Source organism: Halobacillus halophilus DSM 2266 (assembly GCF_000284515.1).
GTDB classification, from domain to species: Bacteria; Bacillota; Bacilli; order Bacillales; family Halobacillaceae; genus Halobacillus; species Halobacillus halophilus.
In genome coordinates this window covers 2,333,401-2,349,554 of sequence record NC_017668.1, presented here as the reverse complement: position 1 = coordinate 2,349,554, position 16,154 = coordinate 2,333,401, and the positions used below count along the sequence as shown (strand labels likewise).

Below are 16,154 nucleotides of genomic sequence, written 5' to 3'. Positions count from 1 at the left end.
GATTAGGAGGGAGAGCATTCTCTCTTATAAAAGCGTCCGTTATTCTCACTCGGCGGGGTTGGTGGGGAAATGACGAGACTCCCATGGGAGAAGGAACTAGATGAGATCCCGCAGGGAGTGAAACGAGCGAGGAAGCTCACCGTTCCCCCATAGGAAAGCGAGTTATTTCCCCAACAACTCTCATTTTTTTATGGCAACGGACCCAGTATATCTCGAAACTGAGTCTTATAGTAACCGGCCCTATTGCGTAATAAGCCTCTTATGAAAAATCAACAATAAACTTTATCAGAGCCATTCATAAAATGATCTTCCAATTAGGATATATGGCCCACATTCTTAAGAAAAGTAGCATGCCGTTTGATTGCATGCTATAACGCTTATAATGATTAAAAAAACCACTGCTTAAGTAGAGCAGTGGTTTCTTAGTTATTCCTTAATTTAAAGCAACTGGAAGCTGGGAAAGACCTCGCAGGAGAAATACCGGCTTCCATTCAGGTCTATTCATTGTACGGTTTAAATCGATATTTGGAAAAGCGCTCAGCAGCTCTTCAATAGCGACTTTACCTTCCAGACGCGCCAGAGGAGCACCGAGACAAAAGTGGATTCCGAACCCAAAGGCCACATGGGCATTTTTGCTTCTTGTCACATCAAATTGCTCAGCATGGCTGAATTTCTCTTCGTCGCGATTTGCGGAACTTATAGATGCTAGAACTAAGTCTCCACCCCGAATCTCTTGACCATGGAACTCCATGTCCTCCTCTGCCCAGCGCGCTGTTGAAAAGTCAACGGGACTATAAAAACGAAGTCCTTCTTCAATCGCAGAAGGAATGAGCGTTTGATCAAATTTGATTTTAGACATTTGCTCAGGATGTTCAAAAAGAGCAAACATTGTATTGCCAATTAGATTAACCGTTGTTTCATGGCCTGCAATTATTAACAAGACAACCATCGAGTATAATTCTGCTTTGGTTAATTGCTCTTCTTCTTCCGCAGTTTGCAGTAAAGAAGAGATTAAATCCTCTTCAGGTTCTGCTTTCCTTTTTTCGAAAAGACTGGTTAAGTAGGCGGTAAATGCTTCTACATCTTCCTGAAAATCAGCAGTCATATTGTCAGAGGCAGCTACTATGGTATTGGACCATTTTCTAAATTTGTTTCGGTCTTCAACGGGTACACCCAGAAGTTCACTAATCACAATTATTGGCAGAGGAAAAGCGTAATCATCAATTAAATCTACAGACCCTTTTTTATGTTTCATTTCTTCAAGTAGTTCTTGCGCAATTTCAGTAATTCGGGGTTCCAGTTGCTTAATCGTTTTAGGATTGAAATAAGGTTGGACCAGCTTACGAAGTCTGGTGTGGTCGGGTGGGTCAACGTCCAGCATCATGTTTTGAAATATATTCAGTTCATCTGCATTCATCTCTTCCCGTGAAGATTGGGAGAATAATTTATTCTGATCTTTAATAAAACTGGGAGACTTTAATAATTCTTTTACATGATCATACTTAGTTATAATCCAGGAACTATTGGAACCTCCACTGGACATAGGAAAAACCGGTTGATTTAAGCGCAGATCTTGATAAAAAGTATAGGCTCCTATTTTGAAGTTTGATCTATAAATAGTTTCAGTATTTTCCATTAAATCTTCCTCCTTTAAGTAACTATGGAGCATAACTTAATAGTAAAGGATGGATTACTATTGAACAACCAATATTTGGCAAGGAGGGGTGGTCTATCGGCTTTCTATTATTACATGAATTCCATGAATGATGCCAAACTAAGAAGGAAAGGAGGAGTTAAGTTGGGTAAAAAGAAGAAAAACAAAAGTAAAGAAGACTTAAATGCATTGAAAAGAGAAAAAGGCGAAAAAAATGGAACAGGAAAGCAGGATCCTTCTCGTTAGAACAATAAATCCGGTACCCTTCAGGGACCGGATTTATTGTTTATTAAGTGTCTGATTTATCTTCGATCAAGTGATTCAGTTGCCTGAATTTATTTTTAATAACAGATGTATCTGCGAATAGGTCATGAATTCCCTGGTGCCTTTTAGTAAAAGCGACCACTAAATAAGGAATTCCAAAAACAGCCATGCTAATGTATCTACCGATGCATTCGCGGAAGAATATCTGTCCGTTAGTTAAAGGTTTATCAGTCAGCGACTCGACGGATAAACCAAATATCATTTTTCCAAGAGTTGCTCTAAAGAACTTGGTCATTAAAATGAAGTAAAGGAAAAAGAGAAGGGAGGTAAGCAGATTAGAAGCACTAAACATCTCTATCCATAATTTTGCTCCCTCTAAATTTACTAAACCAATTAGTGGTTTAGTTACAACTGTGTTTACGCTCCAAAGCACAAGTAAATCAATAATATACGCAAAAAAACGTGTCCAAAATCCGGCGTATAGTAATCTCTGGATATCCTCTTTTTGACCTCTCAATAGAGAGAGAGGTGGTTTAACACCTGGATGCTGTTCTGTAGTTTCCATATAACTCCCCCCTTACTCGCTATATAAGTACATTAGTTTAGGTCCCTGGCGTTCACTGATGAGCTCCTCTATATAACGGATTTCATTATTTGGCAAGAAACTTTTAGCTAGTGGTAAATTGAAGAATGAACCGACACTGTTCTTATACTTAATGACCTGCGGGTTTCCGCCTATCTGTTCTTTAAGCGCATTTAAGGCATCTTCCTGAAAGCCAATTTGATCCACTAAGCCATTTTCTGCTGCTTGCTTTCCTGAATAGATTCGTCCATCCGCAAGCTCTCGGACACGCTCCTCTGGAATATCACGGCCAGTTGAAATCACATCGACAAATTCTTGGTATGAATCATCTACAAGCGTTTGGATGATTTCTCGTTCCTCTTCCGTCATTTCTCTTGTTGGACTCATGATATCCTTATATTTACCGCTTTTAAATGTATTGAATTTGACTCCATACTCATTTGCCAGTTCCTGGTAATTCACGTTTTCCATGATAACCCCAAGAGATCCGGTAAACGTTTCGTTTGAAGCAAAAATTTGATCAGCAGGAGTAGAGATATAGTAACCGCCGGAAGCAGCCATGCTTCCCATGGAAACATAGAATTCTTTATCAGCTTCTTTTAATTCTAAGAGTTTATCGTGAATTTCTGCACTTTCGTAAACTCCTCCGCCTGGTGAGTTTACATGTAGAAGTACACCTTTAATGGAAGGGTCTTCTTTAATGGTTTCCAATTGCTTCAAGAATTGTTCGTGCTGATAGCCACCCCCACTAAATGGGTTCGGGTTAGAACCTGGGTTGTTCATAATTGTACCTTCTAGATTAATTTGTGCAATGCGCTTGGAAGTAGAACCCTGCTCAATGATTTTCTCCTGAGGCTTCTCACTTCCTGAGAACATAGAAGTCATATTCTCCGCATCCTCATCAGTGGTGAATACATTAATTACTTGGAATACAATAGCTATTAATAGAATTCCGCCTGCAATAATACTTGCACCTACACGTTTATTCATAAGTAAATCCTCCTTCTTGAATGATGTAACTTTATCAGGACTATGAGAAGAGATGCAAGTAAATTCTTAGACCTCCTAAAAATTCGGCTTTAATCGTACTTACTAGAGTTCCTGACAGTTATTTATACGTATGAGAACAGGTAAGGTTTCGGCGAATTTAATTTTATAGTAAGTCCGGTTCACTTCGTAAGGATCAGGACGAATATAAAAGAAGGGTGAGAAACTCATATTTATAAAAAGTAATGTCTTTAAGAATATATAACTATTCATAGACGTTATATAAAATAGTCTATTTTGGTATAAAGACCTAGAAGTGCCGCTAACGTCCCGGTATCCCTTGTCTGCATATAGGATCCGTAAGACTTAGTGAGTGTGTTTATGATAAAGAGAATAGTTCTTAAGATATACAACCATTTATGTAAACCTCCGATAGTAGCTAAATTCAAACATCTTTTCTTAATTTTTGTAATTTGCAGACTATTACCACAAAATGTATAATTTGAGCCGTATGTAAAAATACATAAAAATAAGAAAATGGGGGGTCTTTAAATGAAAAAGGCTAAATGGTTATGGTTAGGGCTGGTTTTGCTTGCCAGTCTATTCCTTGCTTCATGTTCCAGTGGGAATGATTCAGAAACAAGCAGTAACGATGACAGTAAAGATAACGAGGATAGTACATCAAAGTCCAGTGAGCAGGTTCTGCACCTTTCCGAGGGAGCAGAAATACCGACCATGGATTCTTCCTTAACAATTGATGCTTTGGCTTCTCAATGGCTGGGGTCTACAAAAGATGGTCTTTATCGCTTAGGCGAAAATGGAAAACCAGAACCAGGGATAGCAAAAAATCATGAAATGAGCGAAGATGGTTTGACCTGGACATTCAATTTAAGAGAAGATGCTAAATGGTCAAATGGAGATGCAGTCACAGCCAATGATTTTGTCTATGCATGGAGACGAGCGGTTGATCCTGAAATTGGATCGGAATATGGTCCTTATATGATGAGTGGTGTAATTAAAAATGCAGAGGCCGTTTCCAAGGGCGAAATGGCTCTAGAAGAGCTTGGTGTGAAAGCAGTAGACGATTATACCTTTGAAGTAACATTAGAAAAACCAACACCTTACTTTGAGTCAATGACTACATTTGGCACATTCCTGCCGCTAAATCAAAAGTTTGTTGAAGAAAAAGGCGATCAATATGCACTGGAAGCTGACGGACTTCTTTCGAATGGTCCATTCGTAATGACGGAGTGGAATCATGGGGAAGGATGGAAACTTGAAAGGAATCCTGATTACTGGGATGCAGATGCTGTTCAGTTAGAAGAAATTAATGTAAGCGTAGTAAAAGAAACGGCTGCAGCTGTCAACCTTTATCAAACAGATGAAATAGATCGAGTCAACCTGTCTTCAGAATTCGTTGACGAGTATCGTTCGTCTAAAGAATTGAAAGTCGAAGAAGAGCCAACAATTTTCTTCCTTAAAATGAACCAGGAAAATGAAATTCTTTCTAATTTGAATGCACGTAAGGCGATTCAGATGGTAGTCGATCGTCAAAGTATGGTGGAGGTCATTTTAAATAACGGTTCAATTACCACTGGAGGTAATGTACCTGCTAACTTTACGAAACATCCTGAATCCGGAGAGGACTTCCGGGAAATTAATGGTGCATTAGTGGAGCACGATCTAAAGAAAGCACAGGAGTATTGGTCAAAAGCAAAAGAAGAGTTAAACATAGAGAATGCAGAACTCCGTTATTTGGGCGGAGATACAGAGGTTGCTAAAAACCTGGATGCTTATATTAAAGACCAGCTTGAAAAATTAGACGGCTTGTCAGTTAAGGTCGAAAGTGTTCCTTTTAAAGTGCGTTTAGATCGTGATAAGAACATGGATTATGACATCGAAAATTATGGCTGGGGTCCAGATTATATTGATCCGAACACATTTTTAAACCTATGGGTAACAGATGGAGGAAACAATAAGACCGGCTATTCAAGTGAAGCATATGATTCTCTAATTCAAAAAGCAGGAGATGAACTAGCTCAAAAGCCTGTTGAACGTTTTGAAGCCTTTTTGGAAGCTGAGAAGCTGCTTATTAAAGAGGATGCAGTTATTGCTCCCCTTTATCAGCGAGCAAGAGCACAGCTGTGGAAGCCAGATGTTAAAGGGGTAACCACGAATCCAATGGGACCTGATTACACCTATAAGTATGCCTATATTGAAGGTGAATAAATGATAGGAAGAAATCCGTCCCCGAGGGGACGGATTTTTTTGGCAGCTGTACTGAATTTAATCACTTATACAAAGGAACTCCGATACTTAGGTCTGCTTAAAAAGGTATGGATAATTTACTTCAGAGTCATCATTCTATACAATAAATAAAGGAAATAAGTCAGATCAACAAAAGGTGTAATTATGAAACATATTATTATTGGAGCAGGTATAGTTGGAGCCTCTACGGCTTATCACTTGTCGAGAAGAGGGGAAGAAGTTCTGATCGTAGACCGTAAAGACAAAGGACAGGCTACGAGGGCTGCTGCAGGAATCATATGCCCCTGGTTAACGAACCGCTCGAATAAAGCATGGTATCATTTAGTAATGGAAGGCGCGAAGTATTACCCATTCCTCATTAAAGAATTGGAGAACCTTGGATTAGCCGATACAGGTTATAAGCAAGTGGGAGCGATCAATATCTTTGATACGGAAGAGAAATTAGACCGAAAAATGGAGGTTGCTTTGGAACGCAGACAGCAGTCACCGGAAATGGGAGACATTACAAAACTAACTCCTACGCAGACCAAAGCGATGTTTCCTCCTGTAGCTGACCATTATAGAGCGCTTCATATCAGTGGCGCAGCAAAAGTGGATGGAGAAGCGGTTTCGCAGGCTCTACTTTCCGCAGCAGAGATGAACGGCGCTGTCTTTAATGAAGGAGAGGTTCAACTCGTTCATAATGGAGATGCTTCTGCTAGGGTTCTGGTAGATGATGAACATATTGAGGCAGATCAGGTAATCGTTACAAATGGGGCCTGGGCTAAACAATTATTTGCTTCTTACGGTTTAAATACAAATGTGACGTATGAAAAGGCTCAAATCGTTCATTTACAAGTTCCTGAAAAGGATACAGACTCATGGCCAGTCATGCTTCCGCCATTTAATCACTACATGCTGACTTTTGACAACGGAAAATTGGTTATTGGGGCTACCAAAGAAAATCGTGAGGATTTTGAAACGGATGTGACGATGGGAGCGGTTCATCAACTGTTAAATAAAGCTTTAAAAGTAGCTCCAGGACTTGCTGAAGCTGCTTATATTCAAACAAAAGTTGGTTTTCGTCCATTCACGCCAGGCTCTTTACCTGTTATTGGCCGTGTGCCGGGGCTCACGAACGTATGGATGGCAAATGGTCTAGGTGCATCAGGATTGACCAGTGGTCCATATGTAGGATCTATTCTTGCTAGTTTAGCGGCAGAAGAACAAGTAGAAATCAACTTAGATGATTATGATCCTTCTAACGCATTTTAATAAAACCCACAAACTCGAAGGAGTTTGTGGGTTTTTAAGGAATTAGCCATGTTTCTTTACTTTATCATCTTGATGCAGATCGTTAGCTACAGAGTCTTTTGTCTCATCGTTTTTGTGAGGCTTAGTAACAAATAGAGCTAGTACTATTCCTGCAAGGGATAGCATCGTGATTACGATAAAAGCTATGCGGACACCATATATGCCAGGGAAATCTATCCCTGGATTTCCCTGAGCATTTTGGGTGGAAGTGGTCATCACGGTCACTAGGATGGCCGTACCAACAGAAGCAGCCACCTGCCTCATGGTGTTATTCATAGCAGCACCATGCGCTATTAATTTTTGAGGCAATTGATTTAACCCTGCAGTTGTAACTGGCATCATGACCATGGATAAGCCAAACATACGGATGGAATACAGGATAGTGATGGAAGCAAAGGTTGTTTCAATGTCGAGAAAAACAAAAGCAGCTGAAGCCGAGGTTAATATGGTTAACCCTGTTAGAGCAAGCAATTTTGCGCCGATTTTATCAAAGATTCTGCCAGTCAGAGGTGACATAAAGCCACTAATGATCGCTCCGGGCAGAAGAGCAAGTCCAGACTGAAAAGCGGTAAACTCCCTCATATTCTGCATATAAAGCGGGAGGAGAGTTTCTACTCCTATTAAACCCATGAAAGCAATCATTCCTATAATGGTCGAAATGGTAAACACTGGATATTTAAACACCCTGAATTCAAGCATTGGGTGTTCCATCCGCAACTGTCTAGTTATAAATAGAAACAGTCCTATGCAGCCAATTAAAAGCACGTAAATGGCAGTTGGGCTGGTCCATCCCTCATTTCCAGCTACAGTAAATCCATATAGGAGACTTCCAAAACCAATGGAAGATAATCCAATAGATAAGGGATCTACTTTCGGAAAAGTAAGTTCAGTTACGTTTCGTAAAAAGAAATAAGATAACACCGTAATGACAAGTGCTAGTGGAAGTGTTACTAGAAACAACAATCTCCAAGAAGCAGCGGCTGTGACCCAGCCTGAAAGGGCTGGACCTATGGCAGGGGCGAAAGAAATAACAAGCCCAATATAACCCATAGCCGCTCCGCGCTTATTGATCGGAAAAATCATTAAGAAAACGGTTTGCATAAGTGGAAGCATAACCCCTGCGCCACTTGACTGAATAACTCTGCCTACTAGAAGAGTTCCAAAGTTAGGGGCTAAGCCTCCTACTACGGTTCCGAGTGTAAAAATGGTCATTGCGCCCAAAAATAATTGTCTGGTAGTAAAACGTTCAATTAAAAATGCGCTGATAGGAATCATAATTCCATTAACAAGCATAAACACGGTGGTGAGCCACTGGGCGCTGTTGGCCGATATATTCATCTCATCCATTATAGGGGGAATGGCTGTAATCATTAAGGTTTGATTTAATATAGTAATAAAAGATCCTGCTAGTAATAGAGCAGCGATCAGTACTTTGTTATAAGGGTTAGTGGTCATAAGCATCATCCTAGTTCATCGGAATATTCTAGATCAATTCTGCTATTATACGCCTGAACATTTGAAACAGACAACCACTTAGAGAGCAATTATTAAAATTTATATTTTTAGAAATATTAATAAAAAATAAATTAACTATAATATTATTATGTAAACTAGAACAAACTCCCGCATGGATGCTAGGGAGCTTGTTCTAGTCAAGATTGCATATTAAGTTTGGCCTGTGAAGAAAGGGACTGATCGAGTACTTCTTTATATTCGTTCAAGAGTTTGCAGAAGATGGTGTCCCAGGATTGATCCAGAGCATACTTTCTTGCTTCATTTTCCATTGCTGTAATCCTTAATGGGTTTGCTAGAAGCTTACATATAGCATCAATCATTTGAGTAGCGTTTCTAGGTTCGCACAGGATTCCTGTCTTCCCGTGCTGGATAATTTCCTGAACACCTCCAGATTTTGACGCTACGACAGGAGTTCCGCAGGCAAGCGCTTCAAGAACTACATTTCCAAAAGTTTCGGTTGTCGATGGAAAAATGAATAAAGTGGAAGTGGCATAAATGTTTGCTAATTCACTTCCGTGTACATAGCCGGTGAAGGTTACATTGGGAAGTTTCTCCTCTTGGAGTTTTTTGAGTAGCGGACCTTCTCCGACGATTAGCCAGTGAACCTTATCTTTATAGGGAGCGGGAAGATTTCTGGCCGTATCCATAAGAATGTCCAAATCTTTTTCAGGTGCCACTCGTCCAACATAAGTTAATAGGAAGGTGGGTTTACGATCATAGTAATCTTTGAGGTTTATATCATTTGTGGAAGGTTGGAATTTTGTACAGTCCACGCCCCTGCTCCAAATAGATATGTTTTGAAAATCTTGAAGATTTAGTTCGGTTCTCGTTTGATAAGAAGGAACAAACGTTCTTTGAAAATCCTTATAAAACCACTTTAAATATTTCCACATCCATTTTGATAAATATTGAAGGTTATAATAATCCAAATAGCGATCGAAATTCGTGTGGTAGGAGCCTACGATAGGAATGCTTAATTTTTTTGCATAATATAGTCCAGTCAGTCCCATATTGAATGGGGTGGCAATATGGATAATATCGGGCTTGAAAGATTCCAGATCTTTTTTTATACGAGGTGCGCAGGGGAATGAAAGTCGACATTCAGGATACAGGAAGAACGGAAAGCTATGAACAGGGCGGATATGGTCAGAGGGGAGCGAACCTTTAAAGTAGGGAATAAACAAACGATATTCAATTTTTTCCTTTTCCAAATGAGTGACTAATCTTTCCAGAGTTCGAGATACTCCATTGACTTGAGGCGTGTAAGTGTCCGAGAAAATGGCAATCTTCATATTTTCTTCCCTCCTTACATCATTCCTATGATCGATTAACGGTAAGACGGGCATCCGGTCTACCGGTATTATTTATTCGACCTTTCATAAGAATATGCAGAATAGGAGGCTAAAAGTATCTTTAATAGAATCCAAACAAAAAACCTACTTTATGTGTAGTAGGTTTTTTGAAGAGCATTATATTGTTGAGGTGATTAGTTGGAATAAGGGTGAGTTGAAAAGGCTTAGCTCAATGACATCATTAGGCTGCTTTTTTACCAAGAGATTGTTGACTGATGGTTTTCAACAAGATCATTTTGTCTTTAAACGTCAGTTTGCACCAGATACCTGCATTGATTTTCATTCTCTTCTCCTCCTAGGAAAAATTTAAGTATGAGTCATGGCTAATGGATCAATTCAACTTGTACTTAGCATATACCGTCTTTTCACCCAATATAAACAACAAAAATTTCTACATTGTTCGATGTTTGAGACTCTTTGATAAGTGATTTAGCAACTTATTGTCACTTATATGGCAAAATGACTGTAAAAAACAGTGAATCTTGTAATATAGATATAAGATTTGTCAAACGGTTTATTCGACTATACGTAAATTATTTTTTGGAGACTAAGCTAATAGAAGGGAAAATGGAGGAAGACGTGGAAATTATCGTTAAAGGGGTGAAAGGTTAATGAAGTATAAAGTAATTGATGGTCATAACGATACGTTGTTAAATTATATGGATGAAACTAGTGATTTTGATTTCTTAAAAGAATCTGATGCGGGGCATTTAGATTTGATAAGAGCTCAAAAAAGTGGATTCTCCGGAGGTTTTTTTGCGATATTTACTCCAAATCCGGTAAGCCCTCCATCCATCAGTGAATTTCTCACGGAAAAAGGCTATCAAGTGCCTTTACCAGATCCAATTAGTTCTTCCTATGCTCAATTACATACCAACAAGGTATTAGCAAAGATGCTTAAACTCGAGAAAGATTCACAGCAGCAATTCATAATTGTACGCAGTGAAAAAGAGATGCGCGATTGTCTGAACAAGAATGTGATCGGTGGAATTATACATATGGAAGGGGCAGAAGCGATTGATTTGGACTTTAATTCTCTTTATGTGTATCACCAAGCAGGCTTGCGGTCTCTGGGGCCGGTTTGGAGCCGGGCAAATAACTTTGGAGAAGGCGTTCCTTATCATTTCCCGGCTAGCCCTGATACAGGACCTGGGCTTACCGAAAAAGGAAAGCAGCTTATAAGACTCTGCAATGAGCTGGGAGTAATGATTGACTTATCCCATATGAATGAAAAAGGATTCTGGGATACAGCACGCTTATCCACACAGCCACTGGTAGCCACCCACTCTAATGCTCATAAACTCTGTCCTATTACAAGAAACTTAACAGACAAACAGCTGGATGCCATTAAAGAATCTAATGGAGTGGTCGGAGTAACTTTCTGTGCGAATATGTTAAGGACTGATGGAAGAATGGACCTGAGCGCCCCATTAGAAGCCATTACAGATCATATCCATTATATTGCAGATCGTATTGGCGTTGAACATATAGCACTCGGTTCTGATTTTGACGGCTGTACGATTCCGGACGTAATCAAAGACGTGACGGGAGTGCCTAAGCTATTGGATCAGCTTCTCCGTGAAAGCTGGACGGAAGCAGATATTGCTAAATTAACCCACTTAAATTGGCTAAGGGTTCTTAAAGAAACAGGGATTTAATTATACAGAGTCGTTAGACAAGTCAAACGCTTAGAGCTGCAAGCTCTAAGCGTTTCTTGTATTTTCTCCAGAAAATTGTAAGCATGTTACCGTTCACATATTCACAGAAAAAAATTCTAACTTCTATTAATAATAGCAGACCGATAAGAAAGTCTCCGTCAGGCTATTGATTATTTTCAATACTTTTATACTTAAGAGCGGTGCTTCTGGTAGGTAATTGGCCTGGTCATGGTTTGGATTTCGCTGAATATTTGTTCCGTAAGCGGATCAGCTTCCAGGTAGCTTAAGTTATCCTCTACTTGCTCAACTGAACTAGCTCCGAATACGGCTGTAGCCACGGCAGGATGGTGAAGGACATATTGCAAGGCAAGTGCGGTTGGAGTTCTTGCGTCACTGCCATAATCCTGCCATTTTTCAGTGAGTGCAAGGATTTCCTCCTGACTATAATCTAAAAAACCATCTTCGGCTTTTTGGGAAGCTTTATGGTGTCCTTTTGATGAAAGCATTCCTTTAGCCAGCGGCCCTCTGGCAAGTACACTAATATCATTTTCAGAAAGTAAGTCCAGAATTTCTTCTTCTGGCCTTCGATCCAGAGCATTATACTGCATCATGACACTGGAGATATTGGATCTATTAACATATTCACGTATAACATTCGGTCGAATAGAAGATATTCCATATTCACGAATAAGTCCATCTTGTTTCAGTTCATCAAAGGCTTCGATCGTTTCGTCCATAGGATCATCAATTGTACCGCCGTGGAGCTGATAAAGATCAATATAATCAGTACCGAGGCGCTGCAAGCTGTCTTTTACAGCACGTTTAATATGTTTTTTTGAAGGATCCCATGTCCAGCCTTCCTGTCCCTGGGTAAAGTTATTTCCTGCCTTAGATCCGATAATAAGATCTTCCCTGCGCCCCTGGATCGCTTTACCAACTATTTTCTCATTGGCTCCAAAATCATAAAGATCAGCTGTATCTAAGTAATTTACTCCAGCGTCTATTGCCCTGTCTATAATAGATTTTGCTTTCTTTTCATCAGTACCTAATGACATGCAGCCTAAGCTGATTTCGGATACATATAAGTCCGATTTCCCAATTTGTCGTTTCTTCATATTATCATCCTTTCTTATTTTTCCATTAAACGCATACGGAATCTTCGTTGTCTCCCTTCCACATATGATAAACTATCCATAGATTAATCGAGAGGATGAGAGACTGTGAAGAGGTTTGAAGAAAAAACTTACCATACAGAAACGATCTATACGGGCAAGATTGTTCAATTAAATATTGACAGTGTTACTTTACCCGATGGAAATACTTCTAAACGGGAGTTGATTAAGCACCCAGGTGCTGTAGCCGTTATTGCCCTTACGGATGAAGGTAAATTAATATGCGTGGAGCAGTACAGAAAACCAATGGAAAAAAGCCTGGTCGAAATCCCCGCTGGGAAACTTGAACCTGGTGAAGAAGCTATGACATGTGCGCTTAGAGAATTGGAAGAAGAAACTGGTTACACGACGGATTCTTTGGAATGGGTTACCTCTTTTTATACATCTCCCGGTTTCGCTGATGAGATTGTCCATATTTATTTCACAGATCAAGTTAAAGTCCTGGATCAACGTCCAGATGGTGATGAGGATGAATTCGTAGAGCTTATGGAGTTAACGCTGGGGGAAGCTGAAGAATTAGAAAGAAATCAACGGATTCAGGATGCTAAAACCGCCTATGCTCTTTTATACTGGAAGCTTCGAGTTTCAGAGTAAATCTTTTACCCCTTGAGCTCAGAGACATGAATGAGTCAAAAGAGGACGGTTAAAAAGGTCAGTTACTACTACATCTCATTTGTGAAATCTATGAACATTTACTATGAAATGTCTGACCAGACAGGCAGTACCTAAGGGTTGATCTTAAATACAATGAATGATGGTCTACTTTTATCTTTTTCTTCATAGATTGGTCATAGACCGGTTATGAGAAAGGATGGAGATTCCATGCAGAATAGTATGCGGGTGGCAGGGAAAGAGATACAAAGCCATGTAAATATTTTCGTTTTTATATTCGTCTTATTCATTATGGGAATTATATTCGGAGCGGTAATCGTTAACAGCATGAATTTCGTTCAAAAGCAGGATCTCTTTTTTTACTTAAAACAATTCTTTGAACAAAATATTTCCATGAATGGAACCTCAAAAGCTACTCTTTGGAAGGACAGCATCCTTTACCATTTAAAATATATGCTTCTTTTGTTTTTATTAGGTATCTCTGTTATTGGCATGCCCATTATTACCGTTCTATTATTTATTAAAGGACTTGTTGTAGGGTTTTCTGTAGGGTTTTTAGTAAATCAGATGGGCTGGTATGGTCTGTTGATCTCCTCAGCAGCTATAGCTCCTCAGAATTTACTTATCATACCTGTATACTTAATAGCTGGATCGCTGGCCCTGATTTTCTCTTTGACGCTTTGTAAGCAGCTGTTTATAAGAAGAGTGCATCAACCCATCCTTAAAGGGTTTGTTCGTTACAGCGCTTTTTTTGGGGCATTAATGCTTATACTGATCGTAGCTTCTACTATTGAAGTATTTTTTTCAAATACCGTTCTTGACTACGTGTTGAAGTGGATTTATCATTAATTTAGTAGTGATAATCATATTCAGTTTAGAATGATTATAAAACATAGATTAAAATAATTTTAATTTGACACTCCTTCTGACTCTGCTTATAATTAAATTGATTACGAGGGAGGGACGAACGATATGGAGCATCGTATTGAGAGAATTAAGAAACAATTGCATTCCCAGAGTTATAAGTTAACACCTCAAAGGGAAGCTACTGTTCGAGTGCTTTTAGAAAATGAAGAAGATCATTTAAGTGCCGAAGATGTCTACCTCCTCGTAAAAGAGAAAGCACCCGAAATCGGTCTGGCTACCGTATATCGTACGCTGGAATTGTTATCCGAATTGAAAGTTGTCGATAAAATAAACTTTGGAGATGGAGTTTCCCGCTATGACCTTCGAAAAGAAGGGGCGGAGCACTTTCATCACCACTTAGTTTGCATAGAGTGTGGATCGGTAGAGGAAATCGAGGAAGATTTATTAGGGGACGTTGAAAAGCTTGTAGAAGGACAATGGGGATTTCAGGTTAAAGATCATCGTTTAACATTTCATGGGATCTGCCGCGTCTGCCAGAAACAAGCCGTAGCCGCCTCGGCATCAAAGGGAAACGAAGAAAATTAATAAACTGCCGCTATGAAATCACATAGTGGCTTTTTTATTTTGGTAGACGTTTATTTTCTACAGACGGGATACGTCTTGATCTATTTACAAACTGACGGAAATCGTGTAGGTTTATCGTAGGTAGAACAATCATGTATATTTGACGTCCATCTGGGCATATCCTTTTACATAAAGGCTCTAGAAAAGGGGTAGCGGGATGGTTCATTTACGTCAAAATATACAGGAATTAGTTAAGGTTCTTATTGTATTTACTTTATGTACTTGCGTTTTTTATATGGCACTTCGTTTAGTACATGAGGAGTATGAAAGGCAGCATCGATATGATCCACCGAGTGGCGCGGCAGTAAAGGTGTACAAGCCGCTGGAACCGGACTGGCCGGATCGACTGTCGATATTCTTCCAATTAGGAGAGTAGATGGGTCATGGATTACGCGTTAGAAGATTTTTTTCATTATTTAACAGTTGAGCGAGGTCTATCATCGAATACTATTCAATCTTATAAGCGTGATCTAATGCAATACCAGCAGTTTTTACAACAGGAGTTAAATCTATCAGACTGGGATCAAGTAACAAGATCGCATATAATGAGGTACCTGCATGATTTGAATGATAAAGGGCGTTCTTCTGCTACAGTGGCTAGACTGCTGTCTTCCATTCGTCTCTATCATCAATTCTTAATCAGGGAAAAAGTGACAAATGAAGATCCAAGTCTCCATATTGAAACCCCAAAAAAAGAACGAAAGCTGCCAAAAGTACTTTCATCTGAAGAGGTGGACAAACTCCTTAATGTGGAAACGAAGGATCCTTTATCATTAAGAAATAAAGCGATGCTGGAAATGCTTTATGCCACAGGGCTTCGCGTCACAGAACTGGTCTCTTTAAAAGTAAGCGATCTCCATCTCACGATGGGATTTGTACGCTGTTTAGGTAAAGGGTCTAAGGAAAGAATTATTCCTCTAGGAGATTTGGCGAAGGAAGCAGTGCAAACTTATTTGGAACAAGGTCGTGGGGCGTTGGTCAAAAATAAAAAGACAGAAGAATTATTTGTGAATCATCATGGAAATAAACTGTCACGCCAAGGTTTTTGGAAAATACTGAAAGCGGTTGCCCGCGATGCTGGAATTTTAAAAGAGCTCACCCCTCATACGCTGAGGCATTCATTTGCTACACATTTATTAGAAAATGGAGCGGACTTGCGTGCTGTACAGGAAATGTTAGGTCATGCTGATATTTCTACCACTCAAGTTTATACACACGTTACTAAAACACGATTAAAAGATGTTTATCGCTCGTATCATCCTCGAGCATAAACTTTTTTGTTTTTAGTTGTCTGACATCCTACAT

At 39.5% G+C, this 16,154-nt stretch carries 14 protein-coding genes; 8 read left to right on the top strand and 6 right to left on the bottom strand.

The window, feature by feature from the left end; translation table 11 throughout:
• Positions 1-433: 433 nt before the first annotated feature.
• The 3 genes from HBHAL_RS11570 to sppA all read right to left on the bottom strand — a co-directional run bounded on the left by HBHAL_RS11570 (position 434) and on the right by sppA (position 3,491).
• Positions 434-1,636, bottom strand: a complete 1,203-nt coding sequence (locus tag HBHAL_RS11570) for a cytochrome P450 family protein (RefSeq protein ID WP_014643606.1) — start codon at positions 1,634-1,636, stop codon at positions 434-436.
• A 307-nt stretch (positions 1,637-1,943) separates the two neighbouring features.
• Complete coding sequence (locus tag HBHAL_RS11565; RefSeq protein ID WP_014643605.1) at positions 1,944-2,483, bottom strand: RDD family protein; 540 nt, start codon at positions 2,481-2,483, stop codon at positions 1,944-1,946.
• Between the two features lie 12 nt (positions 2,484-2,495).
• The gene (sppA, locus tag HBHAL_RS11560; RefSeq protein ID WP_014643604.1) at positions 2,496-3,491 is read right to left on the bottom strand and encodes a signal peptide peptidase SppA; all 996 of its coding nucleotides are present in this window, start codon (positions 3,489-3,491) and stop codon (positions 2,496-2,498) included.
• Positions 3,492-4,040: 549 nt separating this feature from the next.
• On the opposite strand from sppA, the gene HBHAL_RS11555 reads away from it, so the two are divergent.
• A complete protein-coding gene (locus HBHAL_RS11555; RefSeq protein WP_014643603.1) occupies positions 4,041-5,717 on the top strand; it encodes a peptide ABC transporter substrate-binding protein in 1,677 nt (558 codons plus the stop codon).
• 183 nt (positions 5,718-5,900) lie between these two features.
• On the top strand, positions 5,901-7,010 hold the full coding sequence (locus HBHAL_RS11550; RefSeq protein WP_014643602.1) for an NAD(P)/FAD-dependent oxidoreductase: 1,110 nt from the start codon (positions 5,901-5,903) through the stop codon (positions 7,008-7,010).
• A gap of 42 nt (positions 7,011-7,052) precedes the next feature.
• On the opposite strand, the gene HBHAL_RS11545 is transcribed toward HBHAL_RS11550, so the two are convergent.
• Together HBHAL_RS11545 and HBHAL_RS11540 are read right to left on the bottom strand one after the other, a co-directional pair.
• Positions 7,053-8,504 carry a DHA2 family efflux MFS transporter permease subunit gene (locus HBHAL_RS11545; protein WP_014643601.1) on the bottom strand — a complete coding sequence of 484 codons (1,452 nt, stop codon included), beginning with the start codon at positions 8,502-8,504 and terminating at the stop codon, positions 7,053-7,055.
• Positions 8,505-8,701: 197 nt separating this feature from the next.
• Positions 8,702-9,856, bottom strand: a complete 1,155-nt coding sequence (locus HBHAL_RS11540; protein ID WP_014643600.1) for a glycosyltransferase family 4 protein — start codon at positions 9,854-9,856, stop codon at positions 8,702-8,704.
• Between the two features lie 671 nt (positions 9,857-10,527).
• Here HBHAL_RS11540 and HBHAL_RS11535 point away from each other — a divergent pair.
• A complete protein-coding gene (locus HBHAL_RS11535) occupies positions 10,528-11,574 on the top strand; it encodes a dipeptidase (protein WP_014643598.1) in 1,047 nt (348 codons plus the stop codon).
• A gap of 191 nt (positions 11,575-11,765) precedes the next feature.
• Here the strand turns inward: HBHAL_RS11535 and HBHAL_RS11530 are convergent, their stop codons facing one another.
• Positions 11,766-12,689 carry an aldo/keto reductase gene (locus HBHAL_RS11530; RefSeq protein WP_014643597.1) on the bottom strand — a complete coding sequence of 308 codons (924 nt, stop codon included), beginning with the start codon at positions 12,687-12,689 and terminating at the stop codon, positions 11,766-11,768.
• Between the two features lie 105 nt (positions 12,690-12,794).
• On the opposite strand from HBHAL_RS11530, the gene HBHAL_RS11525 reads away from it, so the two are divergent.
• The 5 genes from HBHAL_RS11525 (at position 12,795) to xerD (ending at position 16,120) form a co-directional block, all read left to right on the top strand.
• Positions 12,795-13,340, top strand: a complete 546-nt coding sequence (locus HBHAL_RS11525) for an NUDIX hydrolase (RefSeq protein ID WP_014643596.1) — start codon at positions 12,795-12,797, stop codon at positions 13,338-13,340.
• 228 nt (positions 13,341-13,568) lie between these two features.
• The gene (gene spoIIM, locus HBHAL_RS11520) at positions 13,569-14,207 is read left to right on the top strand and encodes a stage II sporulation protein M (protein WP_014643595.1); all 639 of its coding nucleotides are present in this window, start codon (positions 13,569-13,571) and stop codon (positions 14,205-14,207) included.
• 123 nt (positions 14,208-14,330) lie between these two features.
• Complete coding sequence (gene fur / locus HBHAL_RS11515) at positions 14,331-14,810, top strand: ferric iron uptake transcriptional regulator (protein WP_014643594.1); 480 nt, start codon at positions 14,331-14,333, stop codon at positions 14,808-14,810.
• 196 nt (positions 14,811-15,006) lie between these two features.
• The gene (locus HBHAL_RS11510; protein ID WP_041601343.1) at positions 15,007-15,225 is read left to right on the top strand and encodes a YqzK family protein; all 219 of its coding nucleotides are present in this window, start codon (positions 15,007-15,009) and stop codon (positions 15,223-15,225) included.
• Positions 15,226-15,232: 7 nt separating this feature from the next.
• Positions 15,233-16,120 carry a site-specific tyrosine recombinase XerD gene (gene xerD / locus HBHAL_RS11505; RefSeq protein ID WP_014643593.1) on the top strand — a complete coding sequence of 296 codons (888 nt, stop codon included), beginning with the start codon at positions 15,233-15,235 and terminating at the stop codon, positions 16,118-16,120.
• Positions 16,121-16,154 lie beyond the last annotated feature (34 nt).

Excerpts from the sequence above, each read along its gene's own strand:
- HBHAL_RS11545 (WP_014643601.1), bottom strand. The coding sequence starts at position 8,504 with ATGACCACTAACCCTTATAACAAAGTACTGATCGCTGCTCTATTACTA.
- xerD (WP_014643593.1), top strand. The coding sequence starts at position 15,233 with ATGGATTACGCGTTAGAAGATTTTTTTCATTATTTAACAGTTGAGCGA.
- sppA (WP_014643604.1), bottom strand. The coding sequence starts at position 3,491 with ATGAATAAACGTGTAGGTGCAAGTATTATTGCAGGCGGAATTCTATTA.
- HBHAL_RS11565 (WP_014643605.1), bottom strand. The coding sequence starts at position 2,483 with ATGGAAACTACAGAACAGCATCCAGGTGTTAAACCACCTCTCTCTCTA.
- HBHAL_RS11510 (WP_041601343.1), top strand. The coding sequence starts at position 15,007 with ATGGTTCATTTACGTCAAAATATACAGGAATTAGTTAAGGTTCTTATT.
- HBHAL_RS11540 (WP_014643600.1), bottom strand. The coding sequence starts at position 9,856 with ATGAAGATTGCCATTTTCTCGGACACTTACACGCCTCAAGTCAATGGA.
- HBHAL_RS11550 (WP_014643602.1), top strand. The coding sequence starts at position 5,901 with ATGAAACATATTATTATTGGAGCAGGTATAGTTGGAGCCTCTACGGCT.
- HBHAL_RS11530 (WP_014643597.1), bottom strand. The coding sequence starts at position 12,689 with ATGAAGAAACGACAAATTGGGAAATCGGACTTATATGTATCCGAAATC.
- HBHAL_RS11535 (WP_014643598.1), top strand. The coding sequence starts at position 10,528 with ATGAAGTATAAAGTAATTGATGGTCATAACGATACGTTGTTAAATTAT.
- HBHAL_RS11555 (WP_014643603.1), top strand. The coding sequence starts at position 4,041 with ATGAAAAAGGCTAAATGGTTATGGTTAGGGCTGGTTTTGCTTGCCAGT.
- HBHAL_RS11570 (WP_014643606.1), bottom strand. The coding sequence starts at position 1,636 with ATGGAAAATACTGAAACTATTTATAGATCAAACTTCAAAATAGGAGCC.
- fur (WP_014643594.1), top strand. The coding sequence starts at position 14,331 with ATGGAGCATCGTATTGAGAGAATTAAGAAACAATTGCATTCCCAGAGT.
- spoIIM (WP_014643595.1), top strand. The coding sequence starts at position 13,569 with ATGCAGAATAGTATGCGGGTGGCAGGGAAAGAGATACAAAGCCATGTA.